Here is an 18,948-nt window from a genome sequence, read left to right as displayed (position 1 = left end):
GAAGACAATTGAAAGAGGCTGAAATGTTGTTATATAAAGACGGTGCTGTGCTTTGTGCAAGCATCGTCTTTTTGTTGGCCTTATCCCGCCATAAATAGAGGTTTATGTTCCATATCCTTTCAGCATATCGGTGAGTGTAGAAGAGCATCCTATCCTTGTGACCAAAACCAACAACATTGGAGGATGAGACATGCCAGCAGCGAAAAAGGCGAAAGCAATCAGCTTATCTTTGTCTACTGCAATCTTCGTCATGGCAGGATTAACGGGATGTGGAACCAATACAAAAGATAATAATATGAACACTCAAAATGTTCGTCATGAAGCGAAAGGCATTAACCGTTATGGTGTTGAGTCCAATGGAATGGATGGAATTCGCGCCAACAATTATCGGATGCACAACGTCAAGGACATGAAGGTCAGTGAGGATTTGGCGAAACGCATTTCCGAAATGAAGGAAGTAGAATCGGCAAATGTCCTTTTAACGGATCGTAATGCATATGTTGCTGTTCGTTTGGCAGACGGTCACACAGGTAAAATGGATAGCAAGATGAACCATAATAGGAATGGTGCTCCCAATGGGACGATGCGAAATCGCGCGAACGGAACCATGCGAAGTGAAAGCATGAGTCAGGACATGGGTGGTATGCGTGTACATGGTGGAACTGGAACGATGTCGCCATACAGCACAAGTGGTATCGCTCCAGGATTGAACACAGATGCGGCAACCGATCGCAGCCATATGGGCAATGACCGCAGCATCTATGGAACAATGGGCACCGGATCTTATGGCATGATGCGCGGTTTGACGAACAGCGGCAAAGCCCGCACCATGAGCGATGGCCATTATGGAATGAAGAGTGAAGGACAGCGTGTAGATAGCTCGGATGATAACACATCCGATGAGATTAAGGGCAAAATCTCGGCGAAAATCAAACAGTTTGCGCCAAACGTTGAGAACGTATATGTGTCTGCCAACCCCGAATTTGTCCAACATGCGGAAACGTATGCCAAAGACATTCGCAATGGTAACCCGGTTAGTGGCATGATCGATACGTTCCAATCGATGGTTGAGCGAATTTTCCCAACCAATGCCATGAATTCGAATCACCGTGATGGTGTACTTGGTGATGGCATGCTGAACCGTAACAACAACGATGGCATGATGAATCGCATGAATCGGTAAATACAAGTTGAACAAGTATGCCTCTGCGCTGATGGTTAACATGAGTTGCAGGGGCATGTTTGTTTTGTAGGGGGATGGTGGTACTCGAAATAATGATTTTCAGTAAAAGATAAACAGCACGTTTTCATGGGACTACATTCAAATTAACAATAACCGTTCTACTTCTTTTGTACCTACATAGCCATTATTCCTCCAAACTGCAATTCACTGCCCATTTTTCTTATAAAACTGAACCAACGCCCTTGACCTGACATAAGATGAGTTGACTGTATCCCCTTAACCTTGTTACACCAACAAAACCCGAGCAAGGAGGGGTGAACATTGAAGGGTATCGATCATAAAAGTAAATTTCTGTTGACCCACCGTGAACGCGAAGTATTCGAATTACTGGTTCAGGACAAAACGACGCGTGACATCGCAGGGCAGTTATTCATCAGCGAGAAAACGGTGCGTAACCATATTTCGAATGTGATGCAGTTTGAAATTAATCATAAATAGACGTTACTCGGGGTGAAGTGGAAGGTGAATTCTCATACATGGTATAATATCCCTATAATAATCAAGGAGATGAATAACATACGCGTAATTAAATTTGATGCAACTCAGTTACCGAAAATTATTACCATCGCTATCATTATAGGGTCACTAATTTACGCAATCCCAAATGTATCTGCACACAAACTATTCGCAAATGGTTTCACTGGTGTCCTTGAAACGACATGGAATCAGTTAATGAATATTACACCGCCTGACTTCTCAAATACAGCCCCTTAGAGGGCTTTTTTTGTTGTATTATGATGTAAAAACTTGGGTTATTATGTCGAAACGTGTTACAATAGAAAGAATCAAAATGTAAGGAGTTGGTTCTTTTAGTGAGGTTTAAACCAAACAATCATCGTAAAAAGCAGCGAGTTAAAGAAGGATACACTAATGGAAAGACATTAGCCCTTTGTTAAGAAATATGATGAGCTGAGAAACGGGCTTGTGAAGTGTAAATGTAGCAGATGTCGAAAGACAATTCGTTTAAATCAAACTGAAGTCGGGTCATATTGTGGTGAATGTATGAGGCAGGGTATATACTCTAAATATGTACTTGCTGATGTGAAAATAGATCGAATCAATCGTAGATACAAAAATGCATAATCTTATATTGGACACCTAGGCAGCCCTCACAAGGCTGTTTTTCTTTTACCCTCTTATGCCCTTGTTCCACTCCTATAGCCCAAACACAGCCAATCCAAGCCCTCATGTAATCGTGTCACTGAGTGACATGCCTTTATTTGTTTCTCACTCGAAAATTTTAATGCCTCCCATATTATTTTTACGTAATTGTGATATCATACTATATGTATGGAGGGAGGATACACATGAAATTAGACAGGTCAGACATTGAAAAATTAATTAACATTCAACTAGAAGAAATCAGTGGTTCAAAGAAACTCAAGTATCAATTCAAATATCAACTCATCGAACTCAATATCCCTGTTGATGTGATTGAGTCGCTTCTAACGGAGGTAGATTACATTGCCCAAGTGGATAGTGCGATTCTGTACGGAGTGTGCGAAGCTCTATTCGCTGTGACGGGAAATGAGGATATAGAACCGGATCAGTTGTTTGGTAAACGTGAGATTAGGGACTCTCAGGGTATCCTTAAATCAATTGTTCCGAGAAGAATGGAATTACCTATTTCATTTTCAGACACTACAAAGATTAAATATGACAGCTACATAACCAAGATTGCGATTGCCGATTTAGTGAAGATGTCTGAAAGCCAACTTATTGTTTACGATTACGAAACTCAACGGGGCGCAAAGTATGAAATGAATCAAGCTGGAGGAATAGTTAAAACTCCAATTGTTAACAAGGCAAGTGTGAAGAGAATCGCATCTAAAATGGCTGACAATCAATACTTTGAAGATATGATTACCCTGAATGTATATTCTATAGAAGTTGATCCTGTGACGTACCACGAGGAGTCCAGTACGCTGACTATAAATGATGGGGTAGTGGTATCTATACTGGATGGTTTCCACCGTTTACAGGGTGCTGTATTAGCTCTACAGATGAATCCTAACCTAGATTTGGATATGATACTCTCTATTCGGTCATATGACCATGAGACAGCTCAAAAGTATTTTGGTCAAATTAATACAATTAATGTGTTGAAGAAGGAAAGAAGAGATGAGCTTGCACAGGAGAGAATGTCAGATAAGGTAGTTGCCAATCTTCAGAGAAAGTCAGAGATAGGGAAACAGATTGCTTCATCTTCAACTGTTAATGATTTGGCTGGAGAGTTAACCACGTTTGATATTATGTCTTATTCAATTGATCGAATTTATAAATTCGAAAGACAATTAGACGTTATTAAAACTTCAAATTACCTCAATGATTTCTTTACTTATCTGGTTGGAAGCTATCCAGATGAGTTCTCAATTAATGCAAATAAACGTCAGAATCGAGTTATGAGCCATCCATTGATATTTATTGGCTACATTGTATTGTCAAAGTTCATGAAAGATAATGAGATTGGCTTAGACCAGATAGAACAGTATGTGAATAGCATCATTATTGATGTCGATAAACTGGAGTCTCTTTTCAACGCGAAGAAATCACTTACAGGAAATAAGCGTATCAGGAATGAACTAATTGGTTACTTTGAATCTAAGCTTAGAGGAGAATAACATTGAATAAGATATATGAAGATAGTTTCTATAATGAATTACAAAAGGAACGCTATTTAAAAGGTCTAAATGAGAACAATACAAAGGATGCATACTCCAGAGTGCTACGTAGAGCATCAGTCATTGAGAAGCGCTTAGACATGGACTTGTATGACTTTAACCTAAGCGAAATCAAACAAGTGTTGCTTCTATTGCAATCTACTAAGCTTGCTACAACTAAAAGTACGGGAAGTATCATACAGAATTATATCCGATGGGCTATTGAACAGGATTTGCGTAAGGACAATATCAATCCCCTTGATGCAGTCTCATCATCTGCCTTTTACAGTCAATTTGTAGACGATAGCCAGCAAACATTATTTAGCGAGGATGATATTGCAAATATAGTAGATGGCTGTCTTAACTTTCAGGATAAAGTAGTGGTACAAGCATTGTTTGAAGGCATAATGGGGAAAGCAAATAGCGAATTGCTTAACATGAAAATGGAACACATTACTCAAATCTCAGATAGAGAATACAAAATTAAACTCTTCAATGAGTTGGGCGATGGAGAAATTGAAACAAGAGAGATTCCCATATCAAATTATCTGTATGACATATTGAGATTAGCGGATAAGGAAGAAGTTTACACTAAGAATAATGGAATACTGAAGGAGAAGATAAAGAAACGATCCAATCAATTGATTGAGAATGACTATATATTGAGATCGGCAATCAATTCTAGAGTTAAGCAGGATATCAACGATCCCGCTCCAACTCATGCGGTAAATCGCAGAGTGGGGAAAATATCAAAGTGGAATAACTTGCCCTTGTTGACTGCCATTAATATTAGAAACAGTGGGATGCTTAATATGGGAAGAGAATTATACTTGAAGTATGGGAAGTTAGAGAGAGAAGAGTATTTTATCATTTGTGAGCATTATAATGTGGGTAAACACCCGGATGGATCATATGTTTATTCAAAGTATAGAGTGGGTTTTCTAAATTTGGACAATTTACGGTTGATTTACGATATAGAGTGAGTTTTGTACGGGTTGACATTGCGTCAACCTTTTTGCTTTGTCTGTTCAACCACCAATTTTGGCTAGTCTGATTGTATTCAACGCAAAATTGCATTCAGTGTTTAAAAGGAGAGTCCCAAATTGGACTGTCTAATCTTGTTCAGGACGAAATTCCGTCCCATATCTATGAGAAGAGGATCGTCAAATTTGACGCACCTTTTAAAGTCATAGTTTTTCTCGGTTTCGAGAATAAGTCTATGCAAAACGCACATTCATTCAGACATTCTGAACCGGAAGGCTAGAATTAAATTATCGTTTCGGGGAATTGCGAAGCAAGTCCTTTAGTGTCAGCCACTTTACACACTATCCATATGACCAGTCTGGCAAGGTTAACTGTGTACTCTATATATGCAACCTATCCTTCAAATTTGAGGGGCAGCTTCCACGGAAATTTCGGGGAACCCTTGATATATACCAAGTTAGTGTCTGATGTTGAACATCCCCACATATAACAGTGGACAAACAAAAAGCACCCCAAAAGGAGTGCGGATGTAATTAGTCACCTAGTTCAATGATCAAATTTGAAAAATATATTAGTTTCTTAAGATATTCTCTTTCTTTCTTAAGGCTCGCTATGTATTCAGGAGAACTTTTAGCAAGTTTAGCTCTTTGCTTTTTCAAATTAGCAATCGAACCTTTAATTTTCTTAATTTGTTTTTGGTAATATGCCAACTTTTCTAGTGCGGTGCTCTCCTTTTTAGCAGCAGCTTCTACTTTAGGTTGAAGAACAGGCACAGAAACTACAGTAGATATCACGGAGAAACAGAGTAGGGCGCTTAGGATCTTGTTTAAGTTATTTTTTTTCACAAGCTATTCCATCTCCGTCTCTATCTAGGGCTTTGCGGTAACCTGGCTCACCTTTATATAGAGGTGCTTTACCAGCCTTCCTTACAGCAGTACAGTTCTTGTAATACACTTTTTTTGCTTCAGCTTTAGGTACAGCTATTACTGATACGTTTGCAACCAAAATCGCGGCTAACACAGTAAAAACTAATTTCTTTTTCATGTTTGGATAACTCCTTCACTTTTTATGTAAGTTGCAAAGATAGTTTACCAAAAATATATGTGTAGTACTACATATTTCCTTTGATTGAACCAATAAAAAGAACCCTTATTTAGGAGTTCTTAATTTGATTTAGATCATCGTGTTGTGTATCGGGCACTTCTTCTAGTCCAATCAATTCGGATAAGTCGGTAATATTTAAAGCAGCAGCTATTTTTTCAATCATAACAAGGTTAATTTCTTGTCTATCATCACGAATCAGTTTAGATATTCGAGCTTGATGTACACCAGACATTTTTTCTAATTGTTTTTGTGTAATATTGCGTTCTTTGAGTACATCTTTGAGTTTAATTTTAACCTTAAACAATTATTTACCTCCAGACTGTTGACATAATATGACCATAAGAGTATATTTTAAATATGACCGTAAGAGTATAATTGGCTGTGCGTCACATACAACCCTAATTGATCTGATTATACACTATCTGCAACTTTTCATCATCAACAGTGTACCGTAACTTACATGTATAAAATAGTATTTATAGTAAAATGAAATTGCACGTAACAAGAGTAAATAAACATTGATAAAAATTTTACGGTATATAAACTCAGTCAGACGGGAGCGTATGCACATGTACAAACATGGCAAGTTGATCAAAGGGCAGTTATGCGTTCGTACACGTTATGGTAAGTGGGTAGCATTGAAATTCGTTGCATTCAATTAAACAAATCCAAACTTTAAAGGAGACGTATACATATGACAACCGAGTATATCAGACCAACTTGGACAATTGAAGAGGTTATCGCTGATTGCAACGTAAGCAAGAAAGCAGGGGCTCTTATTGCCAACATTAAAGCTGTCCTAACCACAGAAGAATTACGGTATGATTTCATGATGCGAGTCTCACTTGATCCAACAGGAGTGGAAATCAATAGACTTTTATACGACATGCGTAAGGAGCAACTTGAATTGAACCCAATGTCTGTAGAGTTGTTTATGGATATATACTTGCTCAATCCAGTGAAGGCGCTAACGTTGTACTTCAAGGAAAATATTGTCCCTCATCAAGTTGAACGTATGAAACAGTGGGGCGTTAATGCAAACGATCTGATTTCCATGAAACAAAATGACCGTAATATCCGATTTGAACGTGCAGTAATGCAACTGCTTTAAGCCAATCAATACATAAACATTATATCCGAACGAAGTAACACTATACTGTAAAGAAGTCTTAAAATTCACGTAACAACTATTGAAAGTTCTCCCCTTCGAAGGGGAATACATAAGGAGACAATACCATGACAACTATTGCTGAAAAATTCAATTTTATTGATACCAAGGTAACTCAAATTGATGTTCATTGTGCTGGTGTAAATAATCGTGTTTCATTTGTTATCGAAAGCAATAGCAACATTGTTCACTATGAAGTAAGAGAACTGAACAGTGTCGAGAAAGAAAGAACCTCTGAACCTGCGTTTCTTCAAATCTTAGCAGTGAATATGGCTATGGATCATCTTCTAAAAAGCAACATTAACCACTTCAACCTAATGATTTCTGAAAATGGACTTAAAAACTACTTATCTGATAGTGGTAAGGCTCCAAACAAATCAACAACCTCAATGAATGATCTGAAGGAAAGACTATCTAACTTTGAAAAGGTACAGGTTAATATGATCGACACAAGATTGAATCTGGCTCGCATTGCTATTAAAGAACATAATCTGAAAGTGAATGGAGCAGTTTTTAGGGGAATTGTAATTCGATGAAATGACACTTTCATTCCCATGTTTATAGAGCTGATTGACGAACAGAAGTTGAAACTGTAAACTGATCTTCAAATTTTATGAGGTGCCAAATCGTTATCCCCTTATAAACCGAGGTGTATGCAGACTGCATCCCCTTTTATGATGGAGAGAGGAACAGAAAATGATATCTGAAGGATCATTATTCGATGAGATCATGAGCTTGAATCATACGGAAATTCCGTATAGGTCACCTAGTAGTAAACGGAGAGCCAATCGCATTAAGCCAAAGAAACAACGTAGACCCAAGCTTACAACACTTGAGTCAAGGTATATTCATTTAGTTGCTGAAGGATCTAGGTTAGACATAACAATTGAACGTAGGATGGAAATACGTGAAGAGTTAACATTGATTAGGCAACAGAAACGAATGATGGTGAAAACTGAATACTACATGTGAGGATGGCACAAATCGGTGCTGTCTTCTTTTTTTATGCGAACTTTCAATATAGGATTTTTGTACTACACTGAAAACCGGATTCGAGTCGGACTTTGTATATGCACATTTTTGTGCACATTGGATTATGTATCATTAAGACGTGTGAATAGGTAAATACACGAACAATACTTATCCGCGAAATCGCGGAAAACCCAATTACCCCCAGTTTGAGGGGTACTCAGTCTCCGTCAATTTGACGGTAAGCTGAGCAAGGCGACCAATGATCGTGTTGAAGTTGTTGTACGTTGTGTACAACCGTATAACGCTGTGTGAAACCATATCGAGTATCTCCACGTTGATACCAGTAGGCCAAGTTGGCCTTGTGCTAACCTTCAGCCTAACCATCGGAAATATTCCGTAAGTCCACTATTTTCGGATGTCGCGATTCACGACAACCAATCCAACCTGCACGAAATTCGGATAGGTTGTAAAGTCGGGATTCACGACATTAGAATTTGCTACCTTATAATATGATACTCAACGAACGGTAAATATGATGGATTGTCATTGTTGAGTCAGTATATCGAATCCCGAGGTTCGGTTTGCTTAGTCAAGGCAATTATCTAAGACACATCAGAACAGATCATAGTCTCCTTGTACTGTTGTTAGTGGTATAATATTCCCATCATACATAAGGAGTGATATAGATGAATGAAGCAACACTATCTAGCTTAATTGATATGATTCAGGATATGAGAACGAAGGAGAAGAAATATGAGGATGCATTAGAGATGACTTGGGGTGTATATGATAAATATATTGAAGATCTTGAGGAGATTGTCTTAGATGCGGTAGGGATGCCTAGGGATAATTCGGTTGAAATGGTTAAAATCCTTGGTGAGGAAGCAGCATACGATCATAAAGATATGTTCTGTAGAGATTCTGCTACTGAATGGTTCTTTGCATATGGTAATGGAGAATTGAGTAAGGAACAGTTAATCTACAATATTAGGAATTGGCGTGAATTGTTTGGCGTCAAGAGTGAATGGATTGATTTATAATAAAAGGAGTGAGTAGATATGGTTAAGATTACTTTCTTAGATGGTTCCAGTATTATGATCGAGAAAGACACTGTACTAAATGGATATAAGAATTACTCTGATAATCCAGAAAGAGAATACTATCTTCGGCAAGTTTTCTCAAATTCTATCGATGGAATGGAAGGTTATGAAGCTTCTCGATTGGTAACAGTTGACGAGAAAATCGGTATAATGGGATTCATCCTTTCAGTTGATTGCTTCTCAATCGGACAATACGAGGAGAGTAATACGCTCTATCGTTCATCAGCAGTTAAATCAGTAGAAAATTCTAACTTTAGCTTCGGCTAACATAAAGCATCCTTCGGGGTGCCTTTTTTATGCAGACAGTATGATTGAGTAGTGCCCAAACTGACCACCACTGAATACTTGTACTCCGCGAGTATTGTTACCAAATTCCACGACTCGACTATAATTATGATGGTGAAAATGTGTATCGTAAATCAGTCATGGAGGTAAGGAAAATTTTCCTACCCCTGAGAAAACGTTGATATATCAATGATAATGAGTAAATGAGATGCGTAAATAAGTGTGAAAAGTTGCGTAAATAAGTCATCATTTTAGATAATCCTGTTACTCATACGATACAACTTTTGTAAAACGCTGAAATCCCTTGCCCCGTCTAGCTTTTTTGGCATTTCAATCGTAAATTTATAAATTTTACCAATATGGATAAATCCGTTGGTACGACTACCTTTTTGGGCTATTTTCGATCACTCCACGATTGTACTTACGATATAGGGTAGTATTCGAGAGGTGTAAAGGTAAAAACCCTTACAAACACTGGATTTCTTACACTTCAGGTAGCCAATTTGTATCGTTAACGATTGGAATTATGATTTACATATCGAGGGACAAGAAAATGTTCACATTGATGTTTAGATCTATATCTAATGGTTTTTTGCATGTTAATTCATTCAACTAACGGGTAGGATAGTTTAAATCATAATGTGGCTGTTGATTACTGAAGAGTGCTCCATTTGTTTTATACAATCGAGGAGTATGGCTTATTTAGAAGACAATTACAGTGGTTAGAACAGAGGGGCATTCCTTATGCTTTATTTGCTGTGCAATTTTTTTAATAAACCGGAAAAACAAACGGCATGGGACCACTCCCATACCGTTCTGGTTTCCATTTTTGTTCCCAATCATGTCTTTGTACTAAACTTAATGACATTGCCCGGTTAGGGTGCCTTTGGGAAATGCTATATTAAAGACCTAATTCCTCATACGTAGAAGCAATTCGGGTAGATGCTGCACCTTTTAAAGTGCCCGTCGATGTAAAGTTAACATAATACGTTGCTCCATAAGGCATCTGACCCCATAGGTTATCTGACTTTCCAGGGTCAACAGTAAGACTTCCCATTACTTTTCCCGTAGGAGAGAATTGTGTGATAGTAACTATCATTTTTGTTGTTCCTGAATTTTTTATTTGCAATTTAAGCCAAGGTAAATCATCTGACATTACAAGCGTTTTTGAATCACTTGTTCTACTTCCATCAAAATTTATGGACCATGGCTTTTCAGAAGCGAAAGGAATAATAACGCCTGTTTCATTTCCAGGTCGCTCGATCAACACTGGTGGTGTTGTGGGTATGGATACTTCTTCAGCAAATGCAGAAGATGCCACACCAAAGATACTTGCAGCAGAAATTGTAGTTGCCAAAATACGTTTGATTGCTTTATTCATCTAAATCCCTCCAAAATTATATGTTTTGTATGATATGTATTTAACATACATCTTTTACAATAATCATTGTACAATATTTTGGAATGAATCAAAAGGTAAAGTTTTACATTTTAATATGAAACTTTCACTTCATTCAAACTGCAAACATACATCTGCATATTCATATTGTGGTAATTTGAATCTATCTGAATTAATCGATTTGAATTAGGTAACTACTAAGATATAAACAACTTGTAAGTCTTTTAAGTTACAGATTTTTTGAGATAAACATTAGAATAGTCAAAGTATAAATTAAGCTTAAAAAAGGGTTAGATGGTGGCTGGCAACATGTGGTATAAAAAATATTCGAAATTTATATAAAGTAGTTAAGAATCAGAGAGAATGGATATCACCCTTATATGTATGGCTAAAAGTATACTTTTTGAAATACTGCTTTACTGTGTGTCAAAAGTAGTTATGGTACATTTCAAATAGTTAATAAATATATATGGTACATTTCAAAAGTATTGATATACATTTTGAAATACATTTGGTATAATATCCTTAACGACATAGTAAAGGATGATCAGTATGAGCGAGATTCGGAAATATGGATACATAAGAGTTTCATCTAAAGATCAGAATGAAGCGAGACAGTTAGAAGCAATGAAGGACTTAGGTATAATGGATCGTGATTATTTTATAGATAAGCAGAGCGGAAAGAATTTTGACAGACCATATTATCAAGCCATGAAGAATGTGCTTCGTAAAGGTGACATTCTGTTCGTTAAAGAATTGGACAGACTTGGAAGGAATGCACAGGAGATTAAAAAGGAATGGGAAGATATTACCCAGAACATAGGTGCTCACATTGTAATTCTTGATATGCCACTTTTGGATACACGACAGTACAAGAACGGATTGGAGAAGGTTATAAGCAGTATTGTATTAGAGCTGTTATCCTATATGGCTGAGCGTGAACGTGAAAAGATTAACGGTAGACAAGCAGAGGGAATAGCAGCAGCTAAGAATGACGGTGTGGTGTTCGGGAGACCAAAGCAAGCAATCAACGAGGAGTTTAAGCAAGCATACACGGAATGGAAACAAGGTGGTATTACAGCCGTTGAAGCCATGCGTAGGGTAGGCATGAAGCCTAACAGTTGGTATCGCAGAGTAAAGGAATATGAACAAACATTAGCCTAGAGTTATAATTGTTTTGTTATTAATTTACTAATGTCAGGACTTTAGTATATGAAGATTCTTGTAATATGCACTATATAATAGGACATTAATGTGCCCTATTATATTTCATTTATCTTGTAGGTGCGTTTTCTAACTCTAGGCTAAGCTGCTCACCAAATTGATTAAGAGCATCGCTCGTAACTTTAATTGCATGTAGAGTGCCAACATCACTGAGAATTAGCATATAATTACCGGTATTCGATTCCTTAATCCATTGAAATTCAAAGTGTTTTTCAAAATGTCCAAAGGAATCACTGTCCATAACATTTGGGAAACGGGATAAATGATCAAAGAAATCTTTTATAATCATGTTTGTCCAGCCGATCCGCTGTTCCCTAATAAGTTTATTATTTCTAAAGTATTTAAGATTAAAGGCGCTACCTTCATATTCACCAGGTATAGTGTAAAGAAATGAGATTTCAATGTAATTACTGTTATCATCGCATTCAAATAACTTAGCCATTTGTGCCCCCGAGTCATGATATTTTTAAATGAATTTGATTTACTGTATTTATATTGCTTACTAGAGCAGGAAAATCTTTTTCATATCTTTTTTCATGCTCTAGTAAGTTCAACTTTACTTTTTATTGAATTTCCAATCCGAGGGTTTCCAAACATCATCGTTAGGACGATTTATGATTGAACTACCGGAATCTTTATAGATTGTTAGGATTGTATTTGAATCTCTCGCTAATATTACTACAACTTTATTATTTGGATCAACTGCAATACGAGATAATCCTTTCCCTTTTCTAATATCATCAAAGTGTGCAATAGCCCACATTCCAGATGACTTTCCTGATAATACATTATCTACCATGAGAGATGTTATTCCATCTTTCACTGCTTCTTCCATAGCGTGTTTTGTTAGATTGGCACCAATGTTTTTAGATGTTGCAAGAACTTTAGTTGCGCCCCCTGGTCTTTTGAAGACTACTTCAATTAATCTTCTTATAATTGCATTTTGTGTTGTAACTTGATCTTCTTGTTCTTTTAGTTCTTTATAATATTCAATATAAGCCCTGTCGATTCGTTGTGAAAGTTCATCATTATAAACAACTGGTGATTCAATGTTGATTTCAGTGCTGTTATCTAATACAGCGCTTCTGTCGTCCTCCATTGCGTATGTACTAGTGATTACAGATGTGCTTACAATGGCAACAGCAGAGAGTGAGGCTAGAAATTTCTTTAATATTTCTTTCAAAGTGTATTTCCTCCTAATATTTTCTTATTTACAAGAAATAATATTACACTATTATCTTTGGGAATGGAAGAAAAATTTTCCATATATAATTTTTTATATGTAATTAGTGATACAAGTTAGATATGAAGTTAAAATCCATTCATATTGCTTAGGAAAGAAATCACACTAGTTAGATGATATACTGTCATTAAATGTATATGTTTAAAATTTGAAGGTACAAAAGAAATAAGCCCAACCGTTATGGTTAGGCTTTATGTGCATATAACTTTATGTTTGTTTAGGATTAGGTTGCATGTGGGGGTATATTTACACCTGAAACTAGCTCGTATTTCCCAGATATTGCTTCAGCACTTCTAGCCACAGCATAATGTTGGATTAAGTGACGATGCATACTGGCGCGCCACGCTGATCATCAGATAAGGTGGGGGCTATTTTAAATCCAAATTCGAGTCACAATCGGAAAATAGTGTCCTAGCACTTCCACCTCGACACGAAGGTTAAAAATTCATGATTAGAATACTTCTGGATAATTTGTTCACTATGTTGCCATCCCATCTACACAAAATAACCCTCCATATGTAGGAGGGGAATACAACCATCTCTCTCAAGAGGGCTAAAGAAAGGTGTTCTTTTCATTTTTTTAACTTGCTCATGTTTTCTTCAAGCACCTGTTTACAGTAAGTCGGACTCAAGCCATGTTCCTTATATATCTTAGTGAAGGCTAGTCCATCCTCATAGTGTAATTTATATATCCACTCAAAGTCACGAGCACGTCTTTTTACTCCTCTTTCTTTAGTTGTAAGTAAGATGGCTCCCTTAGCCTTAAACATTTGCTTAATAGTCCACCAATCTGTTTCAGTTGATTCAGCGATTTGTTCAAAGCTGAGTAAGTCTTCGTTATACATTTTTAGCATTTGGGGGTAAAGGTGTTCAATATTCTCCCATTTAGCAGGAGGGGATTCAACTACCCACTTAAGCTTATTTAAGTTGACTGAATCAGAGACGTAGGGATCATTTCTAACTAATTTACTTTCAGCGGTGAATTTATAAAGTATCTCGATGCGTTTATCGTCATGTAAGACTACTTTATCGACAAGGAAGCCCACGATTTTCCTGATGTCTTTAATTTGTAATTCGTTATTAATGATATTTTGATATTTTTTAAGCAATGCCATCTTTAATGATATATTATTATTTTGTCCACTGTTCAGATCTAAATTTTCGCTTATGGCAGATAATTTAATAGTTAATTCGTTGATTTGTTCATCTACTGGATTTAGCTTATCAGAGAGTTCTTCTTTTGATTTAATGATTCCTTCAGCGTAAAGATCGATGTATCTTGCCTTAGAAGACTCCTTGTCTTTAATCATTTTAATAATATCATCCCTGTTTCTTTCCATATCTCTAACTTTAGATACATCAGATGTTCTCTCAAGTATTTTATCGATTAATGTTTTAGGATTGTCTATAAGTTTCAACACCTCGTTCCAAACTAAGGAGTCTACCACATCAACTCGCCAATTCTCTCCCAAGCAAATCTTATTAGCTTCTCCTGTTCCAACATCGTAATATTTTCTAGTTTTTCTGGTGCAAACGTAATATTTCAATATGCCGCTTTGTGTCTTGGTTGTAATACCCGACGAAACAGCCGCTCCACATCTTCCACATCGTGTAATTCCTCTCAATAGATAATCCTCTGAAGGACGACCACCATTCTTAATATTACCATCTAGACACTTTTGAACACGAACAAAAGTAACTTCATCGATATAACTTGGTATGGTTATCTTCTGCCATTGATCTCTAGGCTTAGGTACTTGAGTTTTCTTGCCGTTGGATTGAACAACTTCAGTTTTACCATAATAGAAGGTTCCCATATAGGATTCATTTCTAAGTATTCGACTGATTGTTGCTTGATACCACTTGTCTCCCTTGGGCGCAGGATACTTCTTTTTAGCTAAATAGGCTGCAACTTCAGAACAGGTGGAACCTTCCAATATCATATCTACCATAGTCTGATATCTTTCTTTTTCAAACTCATTCTCAACGAGCGTATTCAATTCTTTATCGTATGTGTATCCATATATTCTATTCATTCCCGGTATTTTATTGTTTGAGACCATTGTATTTCTACCACGTTTTGTATTGGCTAGAATCTTGGCTTTGTTATATTGAGCAATAGATCCTTGAATGTTGTAGTTCAACATCGACTCAGCGTTGTCTTTTTGTAAATCAAACTCTACAAAATGAAGTTCACACCCCAATTCCCAAATCTTATGTGTAATCTGTTGTTGTAAGTGAAGGTGTCTACTCAATCTGTCAGGATGCAAGAATATTACTTTATTACCCAATCCCTTTTCAAGTAGGAACAGAATATAGTTCAACATCGGACGGTTAGGATTATCTCCTGACTCCGCTTCCTCTCTTAACACAATAATCTCTTCTTCATTAATATCAAACTTCGCTTTCGCTTCACTTACACATATCTCAATCTGTGATTTTAGTGAATAGTTATCAATTTGAATGTCAGATGATACACGAGTATAAACAATAGCCCTGATCTTACCGATCAAGGCTGTAATTTGAGCTGTATTTAGTTTTTGCATGTCTTTTAGGACAATCATTTTAATCGATCCTCCGAATTTTGTTTGTTTTCTAGTTTGTTCTCAAAGGAATAATTCAAAAGAATAAACTCCATCCAATTTAGAATCTGCGCTTCCATAATTTCTACTGCGACTGCATCGTTTTCGTTTGGGTAACGAGAAATAATCTTATATTCTTCTCTTTTCTTATATTTCATAATGACCACCTTAATTAAGATCAATTACAACTTGCTTTGATGACGTACATAAGCTGTGTACCATGAGTTGGATTCTATCCAAACATAAACTGTGGGTTATCCCTGGGAATTGCTGAATCATGAAAGAAGAAGCATAGTAGATGACTACTATATCTGAAAAAGTGATTAGCCATCCACTTGAAAATACTGGAGCGTTTTTTACATTACAGTAGGAAAAGCTATACTATACTATATAGTTATTATCTTTAAGGAAATCATTAGGAAAACTTGATATGGGTATATGTTAATGGAATCCTTTATGTGGGATCACACCTACAACAAGAGTGTGGGGATTTGTATATGGGAGTATGAAATGGATCAGATATTTGGTAGGATCTCTATACTGGCACATTATTACTGGATTTTTATTATGAAGTAATTTGGGAAGGTGGAGAAACAACACCGGATGGTCATTTTCTGCTAAGACTAATGTATTGGATATTAAGGAATTGAGTGAGATTACGAGGATTCATGATGTGGACGATGAATGAGGGGACTTCTATGATTGATGAAAGATTGCTAACTGAATTGAGTGAGGAGTTTGAAAGGTTAATTCCAAATTTTTTAACAGACTTTAACGTTCATCGGCTAGATGAATCTAAATTTGTGTTTGAACATGGAGAAACTAAAGTTACAGTAGCAGTGGATTATTCTAACATTATTTCAGGTCATAATATGTATTCATCAATTGGAAGAGTACTTATTTCCTTTAAAAAAGAAATTATTGAACGTGAGAACAACGCTCTTACTCTATACAGAAATTGTGGTTTTCATGATAAAAAACAAGATTATTCAGAATTTCTCTTAACCTATGATTCATTATTTTATTTTGACTCCAGTTTTGTTGAGCATTATATGATAGGAGATATTATTGTTGAAGTGTCTGAACCAAGTTCTTTATACAGGCTGATTTTTAATTCGTTTGCTAAAGATAAGGGATTTGGTGATCAATGGGAGAGTCATAAAACAGTCAAGTTGAGAGGCTGTAAATTCGCAGATCAGGAAAAAACACTTCAACAAATCTTATTTTTAATTGCTAAATATCATGCTCCTGAATATGAGTTTATCGCTGATTACCCTACAATTATTCCTTATACACCCCATGGTGAGGATGCTAAATGGAATGATCCTGAGGATAAATTAGATAGTAGAGAATTTGATAAATTTTTGTATACTCCAGTGAAATATTCAGAACCACTTTCTCTATACAATAAGGCAAAGAAACTTGAAGATCCTATCCTATATTATAGAGTTCTTGAGTACTTCTTTATAATTAATAAGAAACTCGAAGAGAGCGTAAAATATATTGTGTAAATAGAAAAAGGAAGACCTTTTCTAGTAGAATTGAGTTACCACACAACAATTCAGAGAGAGGTCTTCCCTATGAATCATTTTACAACAGATTTAGTTCAAGCTCTAGTCACCAAACAAGATATTACAGAAGTATTTCGCAATCATTTAGAGTCTGCCATGAACCACTTGCTCGAAACGGAGCTTACAGCGTTTCTGGATTATGAAAAATACGACCGTGCTGGCGTGAATTCAGGCAACTCTCGTAACGGATCGTACACTCGTACGCTTCATACCGAGTATGGCGACTTGCAGCTTAGTATGCCTCGGGATCGGAATGGAGTGTTCAAACAGCAGACGGTAGCGCCGTATAAACGTTCCAATGACACCCTGGAATCCTTTGTCATTCACCTGTTTCAAAAGGGGGTCACCATGACGGAAATCGCTGACCTCATCGAGAAAATGTATGGCCATCACTACACGCCTCAAACGGTTTCCAACATGACCAAAGTCATGACCCAGCATGTCGATGCATTTATGAAACGACCGCTGGAGAAGCGTTATGTCTGCGTCTATATTGATGCGACGTACATCCCTGTGAAGCGTGAAACGGTAGCCAAGGAAGCGGTCTATATTGCCGTAGGCATTCGTGAGGATGGCTCCAAAGAGGTACTTACGTACGCGATTGCACCGACCGAATCCGCTTATATCTGGAAAGAACTACTTCAGGACGTCAAACAGCGTGGCACCGAACAAATCCTTCTGTTTATCTCTGACGGACTGACCGGGATTGTGAATGCAATCCAAGAGGTATATCCCCAAGCGAAGTACCAAACCTGTTGCGTTCATTTATCTCGTAACATCGCCCACAAAGTTCGGGTGACGGATCGAGCAGAGATCTGTGAAGATTTCAAGTCCGTGTATCGTGCTGAGGATGAAGAAGCAGGTAAGGCTGCTCTGACTACCTTCTGTGACAAATGGAAAGCCACCTATCCCAAAGTGGTTCAATCGTTGAGAGAGAATCCCTATATTTTCACGTTTTACAGCTTTCCCAAACCCATCTGGAGAAGCCTGTATTCGACGAATCTGATCGAATCGTTTAACAAGCAAATCAAGAAATACACGAATCGGAAAGAACAATTCCCTCATGAAGAGGCATTAGAAAAATTCCTGGTTTCCCAGTTTGAAAGCTATAACCAACGTTTTGCTACCCGTTGTCATATTGGCTTCGATCAAGCACGAGCAGAACTGCTAGCCATGTTCACCACAAAAGAGTAACATCACCCTACATAAGAAAAGGTTATTTCATTTACACAAAAATCTTGACGCTGCCAACTCGAAATTAAAAAGTCAATTGAAAGCTATAATAATGCTGATAATTTAGATACGTTCATTATCGAAATGAGTGCTCTATATAGGAAAGAGGAATCGGAACTGTTAAAAAATCTTCTTATTAACATTGAGGATATTGAACATCTGATTGGCTATGCCAAACAA

17 protein-coding genes and 2 pseudogenes are annotated in these 18,948 nt (G+C 37.0%); 11 read left to right on the top strand and 8 right to left on the bottom strand.

What is annotated here, in order from left to right:
- The first annotated feature begins 190 nt into the window (after positions 1 to 190).
- The 4 genes and pseudogenes from ACR32F_RS26100 (at position 191) to ACR32F_RS26085 (ending at position 4,886) form a co-directional block, all read left to right on the top strand.
- Positions 191 to 1,183: a YhcN/YlaJ family sporulation lipoprotein gene (locus ACR32F_RS26100; RefSeq protein WP_440112228.1), complete on the top strand. Its 993-nt coding sequence runs from the start codon at positions 191 to 193 to the stop codon at positions 1,181 to 1,183.
- Between the two features lie 321 nt (positions 1,184 to 1,504).
- Positions 1,505 to 1,660 (top strand): annotated as a pseudogene (locus tag ACR32F_RS26095) (LuxR C-terminal-related transcriptional regulator); the annotation flags it as partial.
- A gap of 890 nt (positions 1,661 to 2,550) precedes the next feature.
- Positions 2,551 to 3,864: a DNA sulfur modification protein DndB gene (locus ACR32F_RS26090; RefSeq protein ID WP_440112226.1), complete on the top strand. Its 1,314-nt coding sequence runs from the start codon at positions 2,551 to 2,553 to the stop codon at positions 3,862 to 3,864.
- A gap of 2 nt (positions 3,865 to 3,866) precedes the next feature.
- On the top strand, positions 3,867 to 4,886 hold the full coding sequence (locus ACR32F_RS26085) for a phage lytic cycle repressor MrpR family protein (RefSeq protein ID WP_440112224.1): 1,020 nt from the start codon (positions 3,867 to 3,869) through the stop codon (positions 4,884 to 4,886).
- Between the two features lie 534 nt (positions 4,887 to 5,420).
- On the opposite strand, the gene ACR32F_RS26080 is transcribed toward ACR32F_RS26085, so the two are convergent.
- The 3 genes and pseudogenes from ACR32F_RS26080 to ACR32F_RS26070 form a co-directional block, all read right to left on the bottom strand.
- On the bottom strand, positions 5,421 to 5,732 hold the full coding sequence (locus ACR32F_RS26080; RefSeq protein WP_440112222.1) for a hypothetical protein: 312 nt from the start codon (positions 5,730 to 5,732) through the stop codon (positions 5,421 to 5,423).
- A pseudogene (locus tag ACR32F_RS26075) lies at positions 5,719 to 5,838 on the bottom strand (excalibur calcium-binding domain-containing protein); the annotation flags it as partial. The gene ACR32F_RS26080 and the pseudogene ACR32F_RS26075, both read right to left, overlap by 14 nt.
- Positions 5,839 to 6,040: 202 nt before the next feature.
- Complete coding sequence (locus tag ACR32F_RS26070) at positions 6,041 to 6,295, bottom strand: helix-turn-helix domain-containing protein (RefSeq protein ID WP_440112220.1); 255 nt, start codon at positions 6,293 to 6,295, stop codon at positions 6,041 to 6,043.
- 390 nt (positions 6,296 to 6,685) lie between these two features.
- Here ACR32F_RS26070 and ACR32F_RS26065 point away from each other — a divergent pair, with 390 nt between their 5' ends.
- From ACR32F_RS26065 to ACR32F_RS26050, 4 genes are all read left to right on the top strand, one after another.
- A complete protein-coding gene (locus ACR32F_RS26065; protein WP_440112218.1) occupies positions 6,686 to 7,102 on the top strand; it encodes a hypothetical protein in 417 nt (138 codons plus the stop codon).
- Between the two features lie 125 nt (positions 7,103 to 7,227).
- The gene (locus tag ACR32F_RS26060; RefSeq protein WP_440112216.1) at positions 7,228 to 7,695 is read left to right on the top strand and encodes a hypothetical protein; all 468 of its coding nucleotides are present in this window, start codon (positions 7,228 to 7,230) and stop codon (positions 7,693 to 7,695) included.
- Positions 7,696 to 8,817: 1,122 nt separating this feature from the next.
- A complete protein-coding gene (locus ACR32F_RS26055; RefSeq protein ID WP_440112214.1) occupies positions 8,818 to 9,171 on the top strand; it encodes a hypothetical protein in 354 nt (117 codons plus the stop codon).
- Positions 9,172 to 9,189: 18 nt separating this feature from the next.
- Entirely contained in the window at positions 9,190 to 9,498 is a 309-nt protein-coding gene (locus ACR32F_RS26050) for a hypothetical protein (RefSeq protein WP_440112212.1), read from the top strand.
- Positions 9,499 to 10,417: 919 nt separating this feature from the next.
- On the opposite strand, the gene ACR32F_RS26045 is transcribed toward ACR32F_RS26050, so the two are convergent.
- Positions 10,418 to 10,897 (bottom strand): hypothetical protein, encoded by a 480-nt coding sequence (locus tag ACR32F_RS26045; RefSeq protein ID WP_440112210.1) that lies wholly within the window; start codon positions 10,895 to 10,897, stop codon positions 10,418 to 10,420.
- 570 nt (positions 10,898 to 11,467) lie between these two features.
- On the opposite strand from ACR32F_RS26045, the gene ACR32F_RS26040 reads away from it, so the two are divergent.
- Positions 11,468 to 12,079 carry a recombinase family protein gene (locus tag ACR32F_RS26040; RefSeq protein WP_440112208.1) on the top strand — a complete coding sequence of 204 codons (612 nt, stop codon included), beginning with the start codon at positions 11,468 to 11,470 and terminating at the stop codon, positions 12,077 to 12,079.
- A 109-nt stretch (positions 12,080 to 12,188) separates the two neighbouring features.
- Here the strand turns inward: ACR32F_RS26040 and ACR32F_RS26035 are convergent, their stop codons facing one another.
- The 4 genes from ACR32F_RS26035 to ACR32F_RS26020 form a co-directional block, all read right to left on the bottom strand.
- Positions 12,189 to 12,581, bottom strand: a complete 393-nt coding sequence (locus ACR32F_RS26035) for a hypothetical protein (protein ID WP_440112206.1) — start codon at positions 12,579 to 12,581, stop codon at positions 12,189 to 12,191.
- Positions 12,582 to 12,695: 114 nt separating this feature from the next.
- A complete protein-coding gene (locus ACR32F_RS26030) occupies positions 12,696 to 13,322 on the bottom strand; it encodes a hypothetical protein (protein ID WP_405130543.1) in 627 nt (208 codons plus the stop codon).
- A gap of 632 nt (positions 13,323 to 13,954) precedes the next feature.
- The gene (locus ACR32F_RS26025) at positions 13,955 to 15,946 is read right to left on the bottom strand and encodes a recombinase family protein (protein WP_440112204.1); all 1,992 of its coding nucleotides are present in this window, start codon (positions 15,944 to 15,946) and stop codon (positions 13,955 to 13,957) included.
- Positions 15,943 to 16,122, bottom strand: coding sequence for a hypothetical protein (locus ACR32F_RS26020; protein WP_440112202.1), 180 nt, complete (start codon positions 16,120 to 16,122; stop codon positions 15,943 to 15,945). Before ACR32F_RS26020 ends, ACR32F_RS26025 begins: the two co-directional genes overlap by 4 nt.
- Before the next feature lie 540 nt (positions 16,123 to 16,662).
- Between ACR32F_RS26020 and ACR32F_RS26015 the strand changes: the two genes are divergently transcribed.
- Both ACR32F_RS26015 and ACR32F_RS26010 read left to right on the top strand, forming a co-directional pair.
- Positions 16,663 to 17,475 carry a hypothetical protein gene (locus ACR32F_RS26015; RefSeq protein WP_440112200.1) on the top strand — a complete coding sequence of 271 codons (813 nt, stop codon included), beginning with the start codon at positions 16,663 to 16,665 and terminating at the stop codon, positions 17,473 to 17,475.
- Positions 17,476 to 17,544: 69 nt separating this feature from the next.
- Positions 17,545 to 18,729 carry an IS256 family transposase gene (locus tag ACR32F_RS26010; RefSeq protein WP_440109429.1) on the top strand — a complete coding sequence of 395 codons (1,185 nt, stop codon included), beginning with the start codon at positions 17,545 to 17,547 and terminating at the stop codon, positions 18,727 to 18,729.
- Positions 18,730 to 18,948 lie beyond the last annotated feature (219 nt).

The sequence above is a fragment of the Paenibacillus hebaui genome (genome assembly GCF_051934385.1).
Taxonomy (GTDB): domain Bacteria; phylum Bacillota; class Bacilli; order Paenibacillales; family Paenibacillaceae; genus Paenibacillus.
The sequence above is the reverse complement of the archived record's forward strand: the minus strand, read 5'-3'. Positions and strand labels throughout refer to the sequence as shown.

Bases quoted from the DNA above. Each gene is read 5' to 3' on its own strand.
- ACR32F_RS26060 (WP_440112216.1), top strand. From the start codon at position 7,228: ATGACAACTATTGCTGAAAAATTCAATTTTATTGATACCAAGGTAACT.
- ACR32F_RS26055 (WP_440112214.1), top strand. From the start codon at position 8,818: ATGAATGAAGCAACACTATCTAGCTTAATTGATATGATTCAGGATATG.
- ACR32F_RS26050 (WP_440112212.1), top strand. From the start codon at position 9,190: ATGGTTAAGATTACTTTCTTAGATGGTTCCAGTATTATGATCGAGAAA.
- ACR32F_RS26025 (WP_440112204.1), bottom strand. From the start codon at position 15,946: ATGATTGTCCTAAAAGACATGCAAAAACTAAATACAGCTCAAATTACA.
- ACR32F_RS26040 (WP_440112208.1), top strand. From the start codon at position 11,468: ATGAGCGAGATTCGGAAATATGGATACATAAGAGTTTCATCTAAAGAT.
- ACR32F_RS26010 (WP_440109429.1), top strand. From the start codon at position 17,545: ATGAATCATTTTACAACAGATTTAGTTCAAGCTCTAGTCACCAAACAA.
- ACR32F_RS26100 (WP_440112228.1), top strand. From the start codon at position 191: ATGCCAGCAGCGAAAAAGGCGAAAGCAATCAGCTTATCTTTGTCTACT.
- ACR32F_RS26065 (WP_440112218.1), top strand. From the start codon at position 6,686: ATGACAACCGAGTATATCAGACCAACTTGGACAATTGAAGAGGTTATC.
- ACR32F_RS26035 (WP_440112206.1), bottom strand. From the start codon at position 12,581: ATGGCTAAGTTATTTGAATGCGATGATAACAGTAATTACATTGAAATC.
- ACR32F_RS26020 (WP_440112202.1), bottom strand. From the start codon at position 16,122: ATGAAATATAAGAAAAGAGAAGAATATAAGATTATTTCTCGTTACCCA.
- ACR32F_RS26090 (WP_440112226.1), top strand. From the start codon at position 2,551: ATGAAATTAGACAGGTCAGACATTGAAAAATTAATTAACATTCAACTA.
- ACR32F_RS26045 (WP_440112210.1), bottom strand. From the start codon at position 10,897: ATGAATAAAGCAATCAAACGTATTTTGGCAACTACAATTTCTGCTGCA.
- ACR32F_RS26015 (WP_440112200.1), top strand. From the start codon at position 16,663: ATGATTGATGAAAGATTGCTAACTGAATTGAGTGAGGAGTTTGAAAGG.